This window comes from Sunxiuqinia sp., assembly GCF_055140945.1.
In genome coordinates this window covers 12,815-29,038 of the sequence record NZ_JBSQYS010000050.1, presented here as the reverse complement: position 1 = coordinate 29,038, position 16,224 = coordinate 12,815, and the positions used below count along the sequence as shown (strand labels likewise).

The following is a 16,224-nucleotide window of genomic DNA, read 5'->3' as shown; positions in this document are numbered from 1 at the left end:
CGGGAGTTAATCACACTCGTTTTGAGCACGCTGTTGGTGCTTATTATTTGATGCAGCTGGCGATCTCCAGCCTTCAAATGAAAAAAGTGAACATTACTGAAGAGGAGGCCGAGGCGGTAAGTTGTGCTATTTTACTGCACGATATCGGGCATGGACCATTTTCTCATGCCCTGGAACATTCGTTGGTTGATGGGATTTCACATGAGATGATCTCACTTTTGATGATGGAAGAATTAAATCGGCAGTTTGGCGGGAGATTGGATCTGGCTATTCGAATATTTAAAAATGAATACGAGAAGAAGTTTCTACACCAGTTGGTCGCCAGCCAATTGGATATGGATCGATTAGACTATTTGAGACGAGATAGCTTTTTTTCCGGAGTAACAGAGGGGGTTATTGGCTCAGATCGTATTATTAAAATGCTGAATGTGCGCAACGACAGTTTGGTGGTTGAGTACAAAGGAATTTATTCGATAGAAAAATTTCTGATTGCCCGAAGATTAATGTATTGGCAGGTTTATTTGCATAAAACGGTTTTATCGGCCGAGCACATGCTGGTGAAAGTACTTCAGCGTGCAAAAGAGCTTGTAATGGGGGGACACGATTTGTTTGCTACGCCGGGGCTAAGAGTATTTCTGGAAAAGCGGATTACTATAGACAGTTTTGTCAATCAGTCGGTTGATGAGAAGAAGAGTCTGTTAGAACTGTTCGTAGAATTGGATGACAGTGATTTGATTTCGGCTATGAAACAGTGGCAAAATCACGAGGATAAAATATTGGCCTATTTGGCGGGTGCAGTCATCAATCGGAAGCTTTTTCGCATAAAAGTTAAAAACTCTCCTTTCGCTCCTGAAAAGATTGAGAAGATTAAAAATCAGATTCAACAGCGATGGGGTGTAGCTGACGATGAGTTAGATTATTTCCTTATTCATGACTCGATTACCAATAGCGTTTATGCTTCAGAAGGTGATAAAATTAATATTTTAATGAAGAGCGGGAAAGTGAAGGAAATAAATGAGGCGTCAGATATCAATTTATCGACTTTGTCGCACATGGTTCGCAAATATTTTGTCTGTTATCCGAAAGAATTGGACATTAATTAATTTAAACCTATTTTTGCACCGCTGCAAGAAATAAATTATGGAATTTAAAGCACAAAACATCGCTGAGTTTCTGAACGGAACGATTGAAGGTGATGATAATGTTAGCGTAAACAATGTTTCGAAAATTGAGGATGGAAAAGCGGGAACACTGGCTTTTTTGGCAAATCCAAAATACGAACGTTATATATATGAAACCAAGGCTTCTATTGTTCTGGTTAATAATAGTTTTAAGCCCGAACAAGAAGTTAAGACAACACTCATTCGAGTGGAAGATCCTTACCAGGCATTTGCCTCTTTGCTTGATTTATACGAGCAAGCGAAGAAAATGAAAACAGGTATTGAACAGCCGTCATTTATGGATGATTCTTCGAAGGTTGGAGAGGATATTTTCTTCGGAGCATTTGCGTATCTGGGAAAGAACTCCACACTCGGAAACAACGTCAAAATTTACCCGCAAGTGTATATTGGTTCTGATGTTACCGTTGGAAACAATACGATTATTTATGCAGGAGCTAAAATCTACGATGGATCTGTAATTGGCAACAATTGTATTATTCATGCCGGAGCTGTAATCGGATCCGATGGATTTGGTTTTGCACCAACACCTGATGGAGCTTACAAAAAGATCCCGCAGGTCGGGAATGTGATTTTGGAAGACGATGTTGAGGTTGGAGCAAACACAACAATTGATTGTTCAACGATGGGCTCAACCATTATTCGGCAAGGTACCAAGTTGGATAACCTGATTCAGATAGCCCATAATTGCGAAATAGGTGAAAATACGGTAATCGCAGCACTTGTAGGAATCGCAGGCTCAACGAAAATTGGGAAAAATTGCATGTTTGGAGGTCAGGTCGGAATCGCAGGCCATTTGACCATTGGAGACAATGTGAAAATAGGAGCTATGGCTGGCGTTACTAATGATATTAAATCCGATCGGACAGTCCTTGGTGCACCGGCGATGGATCATGATAAAGCTTTAAAAACCTACGTTGTTTATAGGCGTCTTCCCCAATTGCGCGATCAGGTTAATGATTTGCAAAAGGAAGTAAAAGAACTAAAATCGAAATTAGGCAAAGATTAAGTTTAAGAAATCGACTTGGGAATGACAATTAAGCAGAACACTTTAGCCCGCGAATTTTCATTGAGCGGCAAAGGATTACATACGGGAGTGCAGGTAAATATGACTTTCAAACCAGCTCCCGAAAACCATGGAATTAAATTTCAACGCGTAGATCTTGAAAATCAACCCACTTTGGAGGCTGACGCTAATTTAGTGATTGATACCTCAAGAGGAACAGTTATCGGGAAAGGAGATGCCCGTTTGAGCACCATTGAACATGCAATGGCTGCACTTACAGGAATGGATCTGGATAACGTATTGATTGAAATTGACAATGAGGAAGTTCCTATTCTGGATGGTAGTTCGAAGCCTTTTGTTGAGGCCATTGAAAAGACCGGCGTAGAAGAGCAAAATGCCGAACGGGAGTATTTTGAAATTACGGAGAAGATCGTTTACAAAGATGCTGAAACGGGAGCTGAAATAATTGCCCTTCCGGATTCAGAGTATAATCTGAATGTGATGATCTCGTTCAACTCCAGTGTGTTGAATAATCAATTCGCAGTACTGGAAAAAATGAGTGATTTTAAATCTGAAATTGCGGCATGCCGTACTTTTGTTTTTGTTCGTGAATTGGAATTTCTTCTTCAGAATAACTTGGTGAAAGGTGGCGATTTGGATAACGCGATCGTAATAATGGATAAGGACATAAGCCAGGAAGAACTAAACCGACTGGCTGATTTATTCAATCACGAACATGTTGAAGTTAAAAAGGAGCAAGGAATTTTAAATAATCTTGATCTTCAGTTTGAGAACGAATGTGCCCGCCATAAATTACTGGATATTGTTGGCGATTTGAGTTTGGCAGGAAGACGAATTAAAGGTCGTATTATTGCTACAAAGCCCGGGCATAAAGTGAATACCGAATTTGCCAAGCTACTGAAAAAGGAAATTAGGAAATTTGATATTGAGAAAGAAATTCCTCGATACGACTGTTCGCAAAAGCCATTGATGTCAGTAAACGACATCAAAACATTTTTGCCACACCGGTTCCCCTTTTTGTTGGTTGACAAAATCGTAGAGATTAAAGATAATTATATTGTAGGAGTTAAGAATGTAACGGCTAATGAACCTTTTTTTCAGGGGCATTTCCCTGACGAACCAATAATGCCAGGAGTTTTATTGATCGAGGCGATGGCTCAATGTGGAGGTTTGTACGTTTTACACGATAAAAAAGAGAAGTACTCAACCTACTTTATTCGAGTAGATAATGTTAAATTTCGACAAAAAGTTGTCCCGGGAGATACACTTCTATTTAAAGTTGAGTTAGTTTCGCCAATCAGAAGAGGAATTGCCAATATGAAAGGAACAACATATATTGGTGATAAGATTGTTGCAGAAGGCGATTTTATGGCACAGATAGTAAAGGCTTGAAGAAATTATTGAAAACAATTATAGCATGAAACAACCATTAGCTTACGTGCATTCAGAATCAAAGGTGGCTGAGAACGTGGTGATTGAACCATTTGTTACCATTGATAAGGATGTCATTATTGGGGAAGGTACCCGTATTGGTTCTAATGTAACCATTATGCCTGGAACCCGAATTGGTAAGAATTGTCGAATTTTCCCCGGTGCAGTTATTGGTGCTGTTCCTCAGGATTTGAAATTTAAAGGCGAATATACAACAGTAGAAATTGGAGATAACACAACCATTCGGGAGTGTGTAACAATCAACAGAGGAACAGCAGCCAGAGGGAAAACTGTGGTTGGTAGTAACTGCTTGATTATGGCCTATGTTCACATTGCACATGATTGTGTTGTGGGAAATAGTGTGATCATCGTTAATAGCACGCTTCTGGCCGGTGAGGTAATTGTTGACGACTGGGCAATTATTGGTGGTATGTCTGGTATTCATCAGTTTTGTCACATCGGTTCGCATGTAATGATCTCTGGTGGATCATTGGTGCGTAAAGATGTTCCTCCATTTATAAAAGCGGGACGCGAGCCTCTTTCCTATGTCGGAATTAACTCAATCGGTTTGCGCAGAAGAACTTTTAATAATGAAAAGATCAGGGAGATACAGGAAATTTATCGGTATATCTATCAGAAAGGATTGAACACAGCGCAGGCTGTCGAGATCATTGAAGCAGAAATGTCGGCAACTCCTGAACGTGATGAAATTCTGTTATTTGTAAAAGACTCGAAACGTGGAATTATTCGTGGTTATTACCCCGATTGATTTTCACTTTAATTAGAATATGGAGAACCCGGTTTTAACCGGGTTTTTTTGTGCAATTTTCTCAGTGTCAGTTTGTGTTTTTTGCCAGGTTACTTCACCTCGCACGCATTTGCAATTTTAAGATTAAACACCGAAGGGTATTTTTGCATCAGTTGTTTCATACAATTGTTCAGAACGGGCATCACGACATCGTAATTTCCCCCAATCTGAGTACTCATCGTTCCCACTGCAATCGATAGATCTTCATGTTTTTTAAGTAGCTCTACCAATTCAAGAACCGGTTGGTTGTAATTGGTCACAAGCGGATAGTAGCTTATTTCGACTGTGATGTGCATTGTTTTTGCTTTTGAACAACAGCTGCCATAAACACACCTGCTATTGTTGGTTGACTGCTTTGTTGGTCGAGTAATTTCAAGTCCGAAGATAGAAAAACACTTTCAGTGATTGTGGGTTTGCCAATTGATGATAGCTGTTTCTTGAGTATTGATTGAGTCATAAAATCCCCGTGTTTATATACCGGATCCTGATTTTTGATTTTACCTAAGGTTGAGTCGGCATTCAAACATCCGGCAATTAACCATCCGTCAGGTTTTAGCACACGTTTAATTTCGGACATGGCTTGAGGAATATTGCCGCAAAACTCCAACGCAGTGATCACCGCAACCTGATCAAAATGGTCATCAGGAAAAGGTAATTGTAAAACATCAGCATTGAATAGTTTTACATTCGGAAGCGACTTTGCTCGAATCTGTTGCAGCATGGCTTCTGAGATGTCAGTAGCCGTCACCTGAAACCCCTGTTGACTGAAAAAAGATGTCCAGTGTCCTGTTCCGCAACCTATCTCCAAAAGCTTACCAGGGATTATGGGGTTTATTAAATCCTGAATGGCTTGTTTTTCGAGAGCGTCAATTTCTTTACCCTGTTCGGTCGTGTAATAGGAATCATACTCGTGGGCGACTTTCTTTTTTTGAAAAATATTCATATAACCAAGGGAGTTGAATTTTGATTTCAGAATTTGAATTAGCACGAGTTCAAATCGCGATGAGCCCAAAAATTTAATAAATCGAATTGAACTTCTCTTTGATTATCTCCTTTACTTCTTGCATGTCCATGTGCTCGCCAAGCTCGCGCTCAAGAGAGGTAACACCATAAGTAATAAAACCACAAGGGTTGATGTAGCTGAAATAACGCATGTCGGTATTTACATTTAAGGCAAATCCGTGCATGGTAACATATCGGCTAACACGAACTCCAATCGCACAAATCTTGCGTGATTTGGCAGGAATTTCAGCGTCCAGCCAAACACCAGTTGCCCCTTCTTTCCTACTTCCTGAAAGCTTGTAATGAGCTAAAGTGGCAATAATGGCATCTTCCATTTTTTCGATGTATTCGCGAACCCCTATTTTATAATATTCCAAGTCAATAATAGGGTAGCCAACCAGTTGCCCGGGGCCATGATACGTGATGTCTCCCCCTCGGTTAATTTTGTAATAAGTGGCATTAATCTTCTTCATGAAATCGTCATGAATCAGTAGGTTGTGCTCGTCACCACTTTTCCCAAGCGTGTATACATGCGGATGTTCTACCAGTAAAAAGCGGTTTTTTTCACTTGGGGCATCTTTCGCTTTTTTGTCAGCCTGAACTTCGGCAAGGATTTCCTCCTGATAATCCCAGCAAACTTTATAGTCTTTTTGACCAAGATCTTCGTAATTAAAATCAGCCATTTTTAGTTGTAAATTCTATATTAATGAATGTCAAAATCATTTAGGTTATGCACATTGCTTTATCCAAATTTCGACTTGTGTATTAAGCCAGCGCATGTTGTTCGGCTCGGTAACTTGAGCGAACCAGCGGACTGCTTTCGACAAAAGAAAAACCCTTTTCCAACCCAATTGTTCGATATTTTTCAAATTGTTCGGGGGTGATGTATTCAACAACCGGAATATGTGCTTTTGTCGGTGCCAGATACTGGCCGATGGTCATTACTTTGCAACCGACTTTTAGCAAGTCATCCATCGTTTGAAAGACTTCAGACTCCGTTTCCCCAAGTCCGAGCATAATTCCTGATTTTGCAACAGCTCCTGATTCAGCAATTGTTTTGATCACTTTCAGGCTTCTACGGTATTTTGCTGCGCTGCGAATGGCTGGTGTCAGTCGTTCTACAGTTTCGAGGTTGTGCGAAATGACTTCCGGTTTTGCTCTTGCAACTTGTTTTATTAATTCCGTTTTACCTTGAAAGTCAGGAATTAGCACTTCCAGTTTGGTGTCCGGATTTAATTGTTTGACTGCTGTAATTGTGCTTGCCCAGGCTTCAGCTCCCAAGTCGGGTAAATCATCGCGATCAACAGAGGTAATTACGGCGTGTTTTAGTTCCATGATCCGGACTGACTCAGCGACTCGCTTCGCTTCGTTTGAATCAACCGAAAGTGGTTTGCCGCTAGTTACTCCACAAAACTTGCAATTTCGGGTGCAAATTTCTCCCAAAATCATAAAGGTTGCCGTTCCCCGGTTCCAGCATTCACCAATATTAGGACAATTACCGCTCGTGCAAATCGTGTGTAATTCATGCTTATTGACCAGGTTTTTCACCATGGAATAACTTTCGCCTTTTGGGAGTTTCATTTTCATCCATTGTGGTAAGCGCTGTTGGCTTGAATGGGCTTCGCTCATGATTCTTGGAATTTTGCCTTAAAATTAGTCAAATCCAACTTTCTGAGAAATGATATATGAACAAACTCTACGGGCTTGCCCTTTTTTTAATGGTGGCATTAAAATTGACACCGACTGATAAATCGACTTTGGAACAAATTTTTTGATTCTTTCATCTTTTCTCATGCAGCGTTTGTTATTTTTGTAGACTATGCAAAAACAGATAAAAAGACGACTGTTATTCATTGGCATCTTGGCATCGCTGTTAATGCCATGCACTGGCTTTGGCCAGCAGATAAAGATGGATGCCAATAAGATGCAATTGGCGAATCAATATTACAGGAGCCAGGATTTTGAAAAAGCTGCTGTGCTTTATCAGGAAATCTATGCCAGCTCAGGCAGTCTGCATTATTTCAATTTGTACCTGAACTGCTTGATTGAAATGGGCAATTTTGAACAAGCCGAAAAGGATATTGAAAAACAATTGCGAAAGCGAAATAACGATCCGTATTTATATGTGCAATGGGGGTATTTACTGAAGCAACAAAACTTGCTGGAAGCAGCTACCGAAAAGTTTGATCAAGCAATTCAGCTTGTTTCGAATAACAAAACCGATTACATTCAGCTGGCTAATGCTTTTTTAAGTCGGCGTGAGTACGAATTTGCCCAGCAGACTTATCAGTTGGGACGAAATAAGTTGAATAACGAAGCTTTTCATTACGAGTTGGCACGAGTTTATCTCTATCAGCGCAACTATGAGTTGATGTTCCAGGAGTACCTGGAATTGTTGAAAGATGATGAAACAAACTTAGGTCGGGTTCAAAGTAGTATGCTGACAGCTTTTCGAATGGATGTCGATAATTCCTTGCGCGATGAATTTCGAACCGCACTACTCCGGCGTATTCAGCAAACTCCAAATGTGATTGCTTACAATCATCTGCTGATTTGGCTATTCGTGCAGGAAAAGCGTTTCTCGCAAGCTTTGCGTCAATCTATTGCCTTAGATAAAAGAATAGGGGAAGGCGATGGACAAATAGCTAATTTGGCTCGTGTTGCAGCAGGTAATGATGGAGTTGATGAAGCAATCAGAGCTTACGACTATCTTATTGAAAAAGGAACAGAAGGGGAATTTTATCAAGAGGCATACAGTGGGAAAATGCAGATGCTGTATCGCCAATTTGTCGATCAACCAAAGGAATATCGTCATTCAGAAGTGCTGAAAGACCAATTTGAAGAAACATTTAAAGTCATTGGATTTACCACCGAAACAACGCCTTTGGTAATTGATTATGCCCATTTTTTAGCGTTTTATCAGAATCGGATTGAAGAAGCCATACAATTACTCGAACGACAAATGAAACTCGGCGGTTTAAGCGTCTTGAACCGGGATCAGCTAAAAAATGAGTTGGCAGATATTCATGTGCTGAAAGATGATTTGTGGGAAGCTATTTTGTTATATTCACAGGTTATCGATGCCAACAAAAATAATCCACTGGGAGACGAGGTTAAACTCAAAAAAGCCAGATTAGGTTATTTCATGGGAAACTTAAGCTGGGCACAGGCTCAATTGGATGTGTTGAAAGCCAGTACCTCCAAATTGATCGCTAATGATGCTCTGGAATTATCTGTTTTTATCAGTAATAATATCGCGTTAGATACCACAACTGCCGCCATGGAGTTGTTTGCCAAGGCTGATCTTTATAGTTTCAGAAATCAAGATTCGTTAGCTTGGCTTACGCTTGATTCAATTGAAAGCAAATACAGCTACAATAGTTTGTTGGACGATGTTTATTTCAGAAAAGCTAAAGCTTTAATCAAGCAGGGAGAGTATAATCAGTCCGTTGGTTTTTTAATGAAAATTAAAGACGAATTTGCATATGATCTTCTGGGAGATGATGCCATGTTTTTGTTGGGTGAGATTTATGAAACCCAACTGAATAAAAAAGAAGAGGCAGCCGAACTGTTTAAAGAGATATTGACTCGATACCCGGGAAGTATCTACGTGGAGGAAGCAAGGAGTAGATATCGTCGGTTACGTGGCGAAGTTCCTGTAGAACAACAGGAAGAACCTTTGCAGTTTGAACCTGAAGTCTACTGAAGTTAAATTCGCGATAATTCAATTTGGTACGTGAATTTTTATAATTTTAAAAATTAATTGAAACCTGAATGCTATCAATTTTAAATTGTAAAGCATTCAATATAAAGTGATAGGAGTTGTACTAAATGAAAATAAATAAAATTGAAAAGCTGATTCGCTTGTTTCTCTTGGGGGTATTGTTTTTTGGTATCTCTTGTTCCAAGGACGAAGTGATACCGGAAGATGAGATAATTGAAGAGGAAAAGGAAGAAGAGGAAGTTGTTGAAAATAGCTTAACCTATATTTATGATGTTTTTAACGACCATTATTTTTGGCTTGATGAAGTGCCGGAACTTGATCCAAATACCTATTCTTCAAATGAAGAACTACTTGATGCACTGAGGTATGATGAGGTTGATCGTTGGAGTTTTGTTGCTGACTTAGATGCTTACCTGGCGTTATATGAAGAGGCGGAAACTAAAGGGTATGGTGTGGGTATGGCATTAGATGCGGATAATAAGCTGATGGTTCGGTTTACCTACAAGAATTCCCCAATGGGCTTGGCGGGTGTCGACCGTGGTTGGGAAATCCATAAAATTAATGATGCTACCGTAACAGCTTTGCCGGATATCCTTGGTGCATTTGATACCGATAGTCCTGTGAAATTTACTTTTGTTGATTTGATAGGAGATACTGTTTCCAGCACAATGACACGAACTGATTACAATATGAATACTGTTTTGCATACCAGCGTTATAGAAACTGAGAGTGCAAAAGTTGGTTACCTGGTATTCGAAAGTTTTTTAGATCCTTCGGAGGCAGAACTGATTGAGGCTTTTACTTATTTTAAAGAACAGAATATTGATGAGTTGATTGTTGACTTGAGATATAATGGGGGAGGGAGTTTTCAGATCGCATATCAGTTAGCTACACTAGTTGGTGGGAATGATATTTTAAATGAGCCTCTGGCGTCTTTTATTTATAATCAGAATCATACTGATGAGAATGTTACCTATGGAGTGATGGAGGCGGATGCTCGTTCAGTGAATCTCGATCGGTTGTTTTTTATAACAACCGAAAGCTCTGCATCTGCCAGCGAGTTTGTCATCAATTCAATGTTTCCGTATAAAGAGGTTGTTTTGGTGGGTGAAAAAACCCATGGAAAGCCGGTTGGAATGCAAGTGTTTGCGTCCGAAGATTATAACTTGGCTCTCGCGCCGGTCACTTTTCAGATTGTAAATGCCTATGGAAATGGACATTTCTTTAATGGCATTCCGGTAGATTATCCCGAAGTCGATGATATTTACCACGCATGGGGTGATCCTCAGGAAGCTTGTTTGAGGAAGGCTCTTGATATTATTGATGGAAACGATGTTGTAGCGATGAAGTCGGTGAGGTTGAAACCACAAGGGTTACCACTGAAACGTGGCTTGCAGGAAATTACAGGAGCTTATTAATGGCAGTTACCTCACAACGTATATTAGGAATTGATCCGGGCACCATTGTGATGGGGTATGCCCTGATTGAAATCGTTGACAATAAACCAAAGATTCTACACACGGGGGTTGTAAAAACAGGAAAGTATAAAGATCATTACTTACGGTTGAAACACATTTTTGTGCGTACTCAGCATTTAATTGATGAGTACTTGCCCGATGAGTTAGCCATTGAATCTCCATTTTTTGGGAAAGATATACAGGCGATGTTGAAGCTGGGGCGTGCTCAGGGAATTGTTATGGGCATTGCTCTGGAAAGAGACATTCCGGTTTTTGAATATGCTCCACTGCGTGTTAAACAGGCGATAACAGGAATGGGTCGGGCAGCAAAAGAGCAAGTTGCTTTTTTCTTACGAAACATGTTTAAAGATGATGAGCTTCCCAAAGAACTGGACGCTACCGATGCGCTGGCTGTTGCTGTTTGTCATTACCTGCAATTGAAAAGTCCGCTAAAAGGAAAGTCCTATAAAGGATGGGGTGACTTTGTAAAGAAGAACCCAGGAAGGGTGAAATAGCGGTTCTTGACGATTAGACAAAAAAAAGCCATCCCTTAATCCGGATGGCTTGAAAGTATTTTTCATTAACTCGATTACTCGATTTCCGCAGCGATTTTGGCTCGTACATCTTTAAATTCTTCTTCGCTCATTTCCACTTTGTCCGAAAAATTTAGCAAGTCGCGTTCCGATTGCATGGGGACTAGATGAATATGAGCATGAGGAACTTCAAGACCAAGAACCATGACGCCGACTTTTACACACGGAATCGCTTCTTTCAATCCGGTGGCAACTTTTCTTGCAAACAGATTTAAGCCAATGTAAGTCTCTTCGTCAAGGTCGAACAGGTAGTCAACTTCCTTTTTCGGGATAACTAAAGTATGTCCTTTAGCTGTTGGCGAAATATCTAAAAAGGCCAAAAAGTTTTCATCTTCAGCAACTTTATAAGCAGGAATTTCGCCGTTCACAATTTTGGTAAAAAGACTAGCCATAACTTTATTTTAAAGTGCAATGTCAATAATTTCGAAAGGAATTATTCCGGATGGTACCTGAATCTCAACAACATCGCCCACCTTCTTGCCCAGCAAGCCTTTAGCGATTGGAGTTTCAATCGAAATCTTCCCCGATTTTAAATCCGCTTCGTGTTCCGACACAATGGTGTACTTCATTGTGGCATTATTCTTTTTGTTCTTAATCGTTACTTTATTCAGAATCTGAACGGATGAAGTGTCAATTTTTGACTCATCAATAATACGTGCATTAGCAATTTTGCCGCGTAGCTGAGCAATTTTTGCCTCAAGCATTCCCTGAGCATCTTTGGCTGCATCGTATTCAGCATTTTCAGATATATCTCCTTTTTCGATCGCCTCGCCAATTTGCTTTGAAATAGACGGACGTTCAACATTCATTAAGTGTTCGAGTTCCTTTTTTAACTTATCTAACCCTCCTTGGGTGATATAGGTCACTTTTCCCATTGTAATTTACTTTTTATAATAATATGTGACTTGGCTTTATATAAAAGAAAAAAGAATTCCGAACGAGCGGAACTCTTTAGTGCTACAAAGCTATATAAAATTTTTAATATTTGCGAAAGCAGTTAGCCCGAAATGGATATAAAATATTGTTTATTAATTGGTTCTAATATTTTCTGTTGATAATTTCAGAATATATAACAGCTTTCTTTAATGAAAATCCGTTCATGATTGATTCTCTCGTGGTTTCTTGTGTTTCTTCGTATTCATCTTCTCCAATAGCTGCTCCAATATTGTCGTCAATAGAACCACTAATCTCTGTTTTTTTCATTAATGATGATTGCAGTGGTTTATGCGGCACTCTTTTTTCGCGCTTCTTCACCTCAGGTGTTTCTGTTTTTGCAGGAACTTTCTCAACCTGAATTTCTTCCTCCTGAAAAACAGGATCATCAAAGATTTGTTCAAAGAAAGATGGTTCCTGATGTTGTTCATCGCCGTCTTGTTGTTCTTGCATGGCTTTCTTTTTCTTGTTTTGGTTTAAAGCACCTACAATAGAAAGCACGATTGCAATGATTATGAATATGTAATCTTCCATTTTATATTAATTTTGCAGAAGGAATGACAAAATAAATTTGCCATTTCGTTGTTTAGCTTTTATAAAGGTATAAAAAATGAATGGCATAAAACGATCAGTACTTAAGTTGTTTTTCTTGCTCCTGCTTATTTTGTCGATTGCTCCGGCATGTAAAGACGACTTTGATTCTGCTATTCCGTATGTTAATGTTAATTATTCTGTCAACCTTGTTAATTACAATGCGCTAAATACGGTTGGATTTCCTGTCTTTTTTAACGGAGCTGGATATGGTGGTATCGTGGTAATCAACAACGGAGTCTCGTTTTATGCATACGATGTAACTTGTCCTTACGAGATCGATTTTCAGTGCCGGATTGAAGCCGATGGAGTAATTGGAACATGCCCGTGCTGTAATACGCAATATAACTTGTTGGATGGCGGATATGTCATTAGCGGGCCTTCTGCTGAACCCTTAAAGCAATACCGGGCCAGCCTTTCTGCTAATCGCTTGTACATTACGAACTAAGAAGCTAACAAATCAGGTGTAAATCCTTGTTTTTTATCTCCAATAAATAGATACGGTCGAAGGACGAAGTGAAGCTCCAGTTGCTTAATTTGTTGCGGTAGTGGAAGTTCAGCTTTCCCTGGAAAGATTGAATGTGAATCAGAAGCCAAAGCTCTACTGGTTTCACTTTTTGGTAGAGGTATATTTTTTCTTCTTTAGCCGAAATTGTATTCTCAATGTGTTGAAACAGCAAATCCGGATTTTCAAAATGTCCTTGATTTTCGTGAAAAGTTTGTCCGCGGAGTTCTGTCAGCTCTATCCCAATTGTCTTTTTCTGATTAAGACGTAATAAAAAATCAGGTGATTCATTCTGAATCACTTTGCCTTTTGGGAAATCATCAATTAAATTTTTAAAGAGCTGAAATACCTTCTTTTCATGTTGCTTTTTGCCAGACATGTTCGAAGATACAAAAAAAAGCAGCCCGAAGGCTGCTTTAAAATATCAATTAATAACGATAATGTTCTGGTTTGTAGGGGCCTTCTGCCGGCACGCCTAAGTACTCTGCCTGGTCTTTCGAAAGCTTGGTAAGTTTTACTCCCAGTTGCTCAAGGTGCAAGCGGGCAACTTCTTCATCCAAATGTTTCGGAAGACGGTATACATCGGTTTTGTATTCGTTTTTCCAAAGTTCAATTTGGGCCAGAGTTTGGTTAGTAAACGAGTTGCTCATCACAAATGAAGGGTGTCCGGTAGCACATCCCAGATTTACCAAACGACCTTCAGCCAACAAGTAGATTGAATGACCATCTTCGTAAGTGTATTTATCAACCTGAGGTTTGATGTTGAGTTTTTCAACGCCAGGCCATTTTTCAAGTTTAGCGACCTGAATTTCATTATCGAAGTGGCCAATGTTGCAAACAATTGCTTGATCCTTCATGCCAGCCATATGCTCGGCAGTGATAATATCTTTATTTCCGGTTGTTGTCACATAAATGTTTCCTTCATCCAGTGCTTCTTCCATGGTTTTAACTTCAAAGCCTTCCATGGCAGCTTGCAATGCACAGATTGGATCAATTTCAGTAACGATTACACGGGCACCATATCCTTTCATCGATTTGGCACAACCTTTACCAACATCGCCGTAACCGGCAACAACAACAACTTTTCCACCTATCATCACGTCTGTGGCACGTTTGATACCATCAGCCAATGATTCGCGACAACCGTATAAATTATCAAATTTCGATTTTGTAACGGAGTCATTCACATTGAAAGCAGGGAACAATAAATTGCCTTTTTCCATCATTTGGTATAAGCGATGAACTCCTGTTGTTGTTTCTTCCGACACTCCTTTAATTTCAGGAGCTGTGCGGTGCCAACGTTTGGGATCTTCCTTGGCAATACGCTTCAGAATTTTGTTGAGTTCAATCTCGTCTTCAGCATCAAGTTTAGCGTCCAATATGGCAGGAGTATCCTCTGCTGCATAACCATGGTGGATCATAACAGTAGCATCACCACCATCATCAACAATCAAGCTTGGGCCTTGTCCGTTTCCAAAATCCAAAGCACGCTCGGTGCACCACCAGTATTCTGCCAACGTTTCACCTTTCCATGCAAAAACGGGCACTCCTGACGCTGCAATGGCTGCTGCTGCGTGATCTTGCGTGCTGAAAATATTGCAGCTCGCCCAACGAACATCGGCTCCCAGTTCAACCAGTGTTTCAATTAAAACAGCTGTTTGAATAGTCATGTGCAACGACCCCATAACGCGGGCTCCTTTAAGTGGCTTTTCGGCAGCATATTTTTCACGGACCGACATCAGTCCGGGCATTTCTTTTTCAGCAATCTCAATTTCTTTCCTTCCGTAATCAGCTAAAGAAATATCAGCTACTTTATAATCAACTTTCTGTTCTGTCATTGTTGTCATAATGTCTTCAATTTTAGAGGTGCAAAGATAATTATTTCAGCTAAATAACCGCAATGAAACTATTTTGTTTAATTCTTATTAACAGACGAGTGGAGCCTGGAATCGAAGAATTAGTCTCCGTCTATTTTAGAGTTTTGAAGAATTTCTTTACGTTGACTTTATCCAGTTCCAGTTGAGTGCGCAAACCATCAATTGACCCGAACTTTTTTTCCTCTCTTACTCTGGAAATGAATTTCAGCTCAACTTGTTTGTTGTAGATGTCTTGATTAAAATCAAATAAGTGCACTTCAATGCTGCGGTTATCAGCGTTATTGTTAATGGTTGGCCGTGTGCCAATATTAAGCATGCCTTGGTGGGCGGTACCATCAATTAGCAATTTAACTGCATAAACACCAAAGCCAGGAATAATTTTATGAGGATCAGAGGCTTCAATATTAGCGGTGGGGAATTGGATTTTTCTTCCTAGCTTTTGTCCCTCCACAACTGTGCCGTGCAAGCTGAATGGATATCCCAAATGTTTGTTTGCTTTAGCAATGGTGCCATTCTCCAGCGACTCACGTATCTTTGTAGAACTAACCCGAATGTCGTCAGAAATGAGCGCATCAAGTTGTTCGAGTTGAAAATTGAAAGCCATAGAAAGCCCTTGAAGCATTTCAAAATCTCCTTTACGATCTTTACCAAATCTATGATCGTGACCAACAACCAGCGTGTGGATATTTAATTGTTTCACCAAGATAATCCGAACAAAATCAGTATAACTTAGCTCCGAAAACTCTTTGGTGAATGGAAATATGATTAAATGATCGATGCCTGCCTTTTCAAGTAGCTCAATTTTTTCATTCAGCGTAGTTAAAAGGCGAAGGCTGCCTTTTTGCTTGTTAAGCACCAGTCTCGGGTGTGGCGAAAATGTAAAGATGACAGATTCACCTTTGTTTCGTTTGGCGATTTTCTTTAATCGGTCAATAACTTTTCGGTGCCCCAGATGAACACCGTCAAAAGAGCCCACGGTGAGTACTGGTTTTTCTACATGAAATTGGTCGATGTCTCGATAAACTTTCATTTAAGCCTAATTTTCAACTGTCAAAAGTAGCACATTTTTGTTTTTTATCGCAGTTATATCTGAAAACA

The 16,224-nt window shown here is 39.8% G+C and carries 18 protein-coding genes; 8 read left to right on the top strand and 10 right to left on the bottom strand.

Translation table 11 applies throughout. The annotated features are described in order from the left end of the window. From ACTB00_RS17845 to lpxA, 4 genes are all read left to right on the top strand, one after another. Positions 1 to 1,103: HD domain-containing protein (locus tag ACTB00_RS17845; RefSeq protein ID WP_463301269.1), on the top strand; the 1,103-nt coding region annotated here is incomplete at its 5' end. Positions 1,104 to 1,140: 37 nt separating this feature from the next. Further along, a complete protein-coding gene (gene lpxD, locus ACTB00_RS17840; RefSeq protein ID WP_463301268.1) occupies positions 1,141 to 2,187 on the top strand; it encodes a UDP-3-O-(3-hydroxymyristoyl)glucosamine N-acyltransferase in 1,047 nt (348 codons plus the stop codon). 21 nt (positions 2,188 to 2,208) lie between these two features. Beyond that, positions 2,209 to 3,597 (top strand): bifunctional UDP-3-O-[3-hydroxymyristoyl] N-acetylglucosamine deacetylase/3-hydroxyacyl-ACP dehydratase, encoded by a 1,389-nt coding sequence (locus tag ACTB00_RS17835; RefSeq protein ID WP_463301267.1) that lies wholly within the window; start codon positions 2,209 to 2,211, stop codon positions 3,595 to 3,597. A 25-nt stretch (positions 3,598 to 3,622) separates the two neighbouring features. Continuing rightward, entirely contained in the window at positions 3,623 to 4,405 is a 783-nt protein-coding gene (gene lpxA, locus ACTB00_RS17830; protein WP_321288577.1) for an acyl-ACP--UDP-N-acetylglucosamine O-acyltransferase, read from the top strand. A gap of 89 nt (positions 4,406 to 4,494) precedes the next feature. Here the strand turns inward: lpxA and ACTB00_RS17825 are convergent, their stop codons facing one another. The 4 genes from ACTB00_RS17825 to lipA all read right to left on the bottom strand — a co-directional run bounded on the left by ACTB00_RS17825 (position 4,495) and on the right by lipA (position 7,075). Continuing rightward, entirely contained in the window at positions 4,495 to 4,740 is a 246-nt protein-coding gene (locus tag ACTB00_RS17825) for a thiamine-binding protein (RefSeq protein WP_463301266.1), read from the bottom strand. Then, a complete protein-coding gene (locus tag ACTB00_RS17820) occupies positions 4,719 to 5,387 on the bottom strand; it encodes a class I SAM-dependent methyltransferase (protein WP_463301265.1) in 669 nt (222 codons plus the stop codon). The genes ACTB00_RS17825 and ACTB00_RS17820 overlap by 22 nt, the downstream gene beginning before the upstream one ends. Positions 5,388 to 5,460: 73 nt before the next feature. Further along, positions 5,461 to 6,129, bottom strand: coding sequence for a lipoyl(octanoyl) transferase LipB (gene lipB / locus ACTB00_RS17815; protein WP_463301264.1), 669 nt, complete (start codon positions 6,127 to 6,129; stop codon positions 5,461 to 5,463). Between the two features lie 82 nt (positions 6,130 to 6,211). Then, positions 6,212 to 7,075 (bottom strand): lipoyl synthase, encoded by an 864-nt coding sequence (lipA, locus tag ACTB00_RS17810; protein ID WP_463301263.1) that lies wholly within the window; start codon positions 7,073 to 7,075, stop codon positions 6,212 to 6,214. A gap of 190 nt (positions 7,076 to 7,265) precedes the next feature. Here lipA and ACTB00_RS17805 point away from each other — a divergent pair, with 190 nt between their 5' ends. The 3 genes from ACTB00_RS17805 to ruvC all read left to right on the top strand — a co-directional run bounded on the left by ACTB00_RS17805 (position 7,266) and on the right by ruvC (position 11,142). After that, entirely contained in the window at positions 7,266 to 9,152 is a 1,887-nt protein-coding gene (locus tag ACTB00_RS17805; protein ID WP_463301262.1) for a tetratricopeptide repeat protein, read from the top strand. A gap of 125 nt (positions 9,153 to 9,277) precedes the next feature. Next, the gene (locus ACTB00_RS17800; protein ID WP_463301261.1) at positions 9,278 to 10,588 is read left to right on the top strand and encodes a S41 family peptidase; all 1,311 of its coding nucleotides are present in this window, start codon (positions 9,278 to 9,280) and stop codon (positions 10,586 to 10,588) included. Continuing rightward, positions 10,588 to 11,142: a crossover junction endodeoxyribonuclease RuvC gene (ruvC, locus tag ACTB00_RS17795; protein ID WP_463301260.1), complete on the top strand. Its 555-nt coding sequence runs from the start codon at positions 10,588 to 10,590 to the stop codon at positions 11,140 to 11,142. Before ACTB00_RS17800 ends, ruvC begins: the two co-directional genes overlap by 1 nt. Before the next feature lie 74 nt (positions 11,143 to 11,216). Here the strand turns inward: ruvC and ACTB00_RS17790 are convergent, their stop codons facing one another. From ACTB00_RS17790 to ACTB00_RS17780, 3 genes are all read right to left on the bottom strand, one after another. Next, on the bottom strand, positions 11,217 to 11,612 hold the full coding sequence (locus ACTB00_RS17790) for an HIT family protein (RefSeq protein WP_463301259.1): 396 nt from the start codon (positions 11,610 to 11,612) through the stop codon (positions 11,217 to 11,219). A gap of 9 nt (positions 11,613 to 11,621) precedes the next feature. After that, a complete protein-coding gene (gene greA / locus ACTB00_RS17785) occupies positions 11,622 to 12,095 on the bottom strand; it encodes a transcription elongation factor GreA (RefSeq protein WP_159518688.1) in 474 nt (157 codons plus the stop codon). 163 nt (positions 12,096 to 12,258) lie between these two features. Continuing rightward, on the bottom strand, positions 12,259 to 12,687 hold the full coding sequence (locus tag ACTB00_RS17780; protein ID WP_463301258.1) for a hypothetical protein: 429 nt from the start codon (positions 12,685 to 12,687) through the stop codon (positions 12,259 to 12,261). 76 nt (positions 12,688 to 12,763) lie between these two features. Here ACTB00_RS17780 and ACTB00_RS17775 point away from each other — a divergent pair, with 76 nt between their 5' ends. After that, the gene (locus ACTB00_RS17775; protein ID WP_463301257.1) at positions 12,764 to 13,192 is read left to right on the top strand and encodes a Rieske (2Fe-2S) protein; all 429 of its coding nucleotides are present in this window, start codon (positions 12,764 to 12,766) and stop codon (positions 13,190 to 13,192) included. 4 nt (positions 13,193 to 13,196) lie between these two features. Here ACTB00_RS17775 and ACTB00_RS17770 read toward each other — a convergent pair whose 3' ends face one another. From ACTB00_RS17770 to ACTB00_RS17760, 3 genes are all read right to left on the bottom strand, one after another. Further along, complete coding sequence (locus ACTB00_RS17770) at positions 13,197 to 13,628, bottom strand: hypothetical protein (RefSeq protein WP_463301256.1); 432 nt, start codon at positions 13,626 to 13,628, stop codon at positions 13,197 to 13,199. A 49-nt stretch (positions 13,629 to 13,677) separates the two neighbouring features. Further along, complete coding sequence (ahcY, locus tag ACTB00_RS17765; protein WP_463301255.1) at positions 13,678 to 15,096, bottom strand: adenosylhomocysteinase; 1,419 nt, start codon at positions 15,094 to 15,096, stop codon at positions 13,678 to 13,680. Positions 15,097 to 15,217: 121 nt separating this feature from the next. Further along, on the bottom strand, positions 15,218 to 16,156 hold the full coding sequence (locus tag ACTB00_RS17760) for a bifunctional riboflavin kinase/FAD synthetase (protein WP_463301254.1): 939 nt from the start codon (positions 16,154 to 16,156) through the stop codon (positions 15,218 to 15,220). Positions 16,157 to 16,224: the final 68 nt, after the last annotated feature.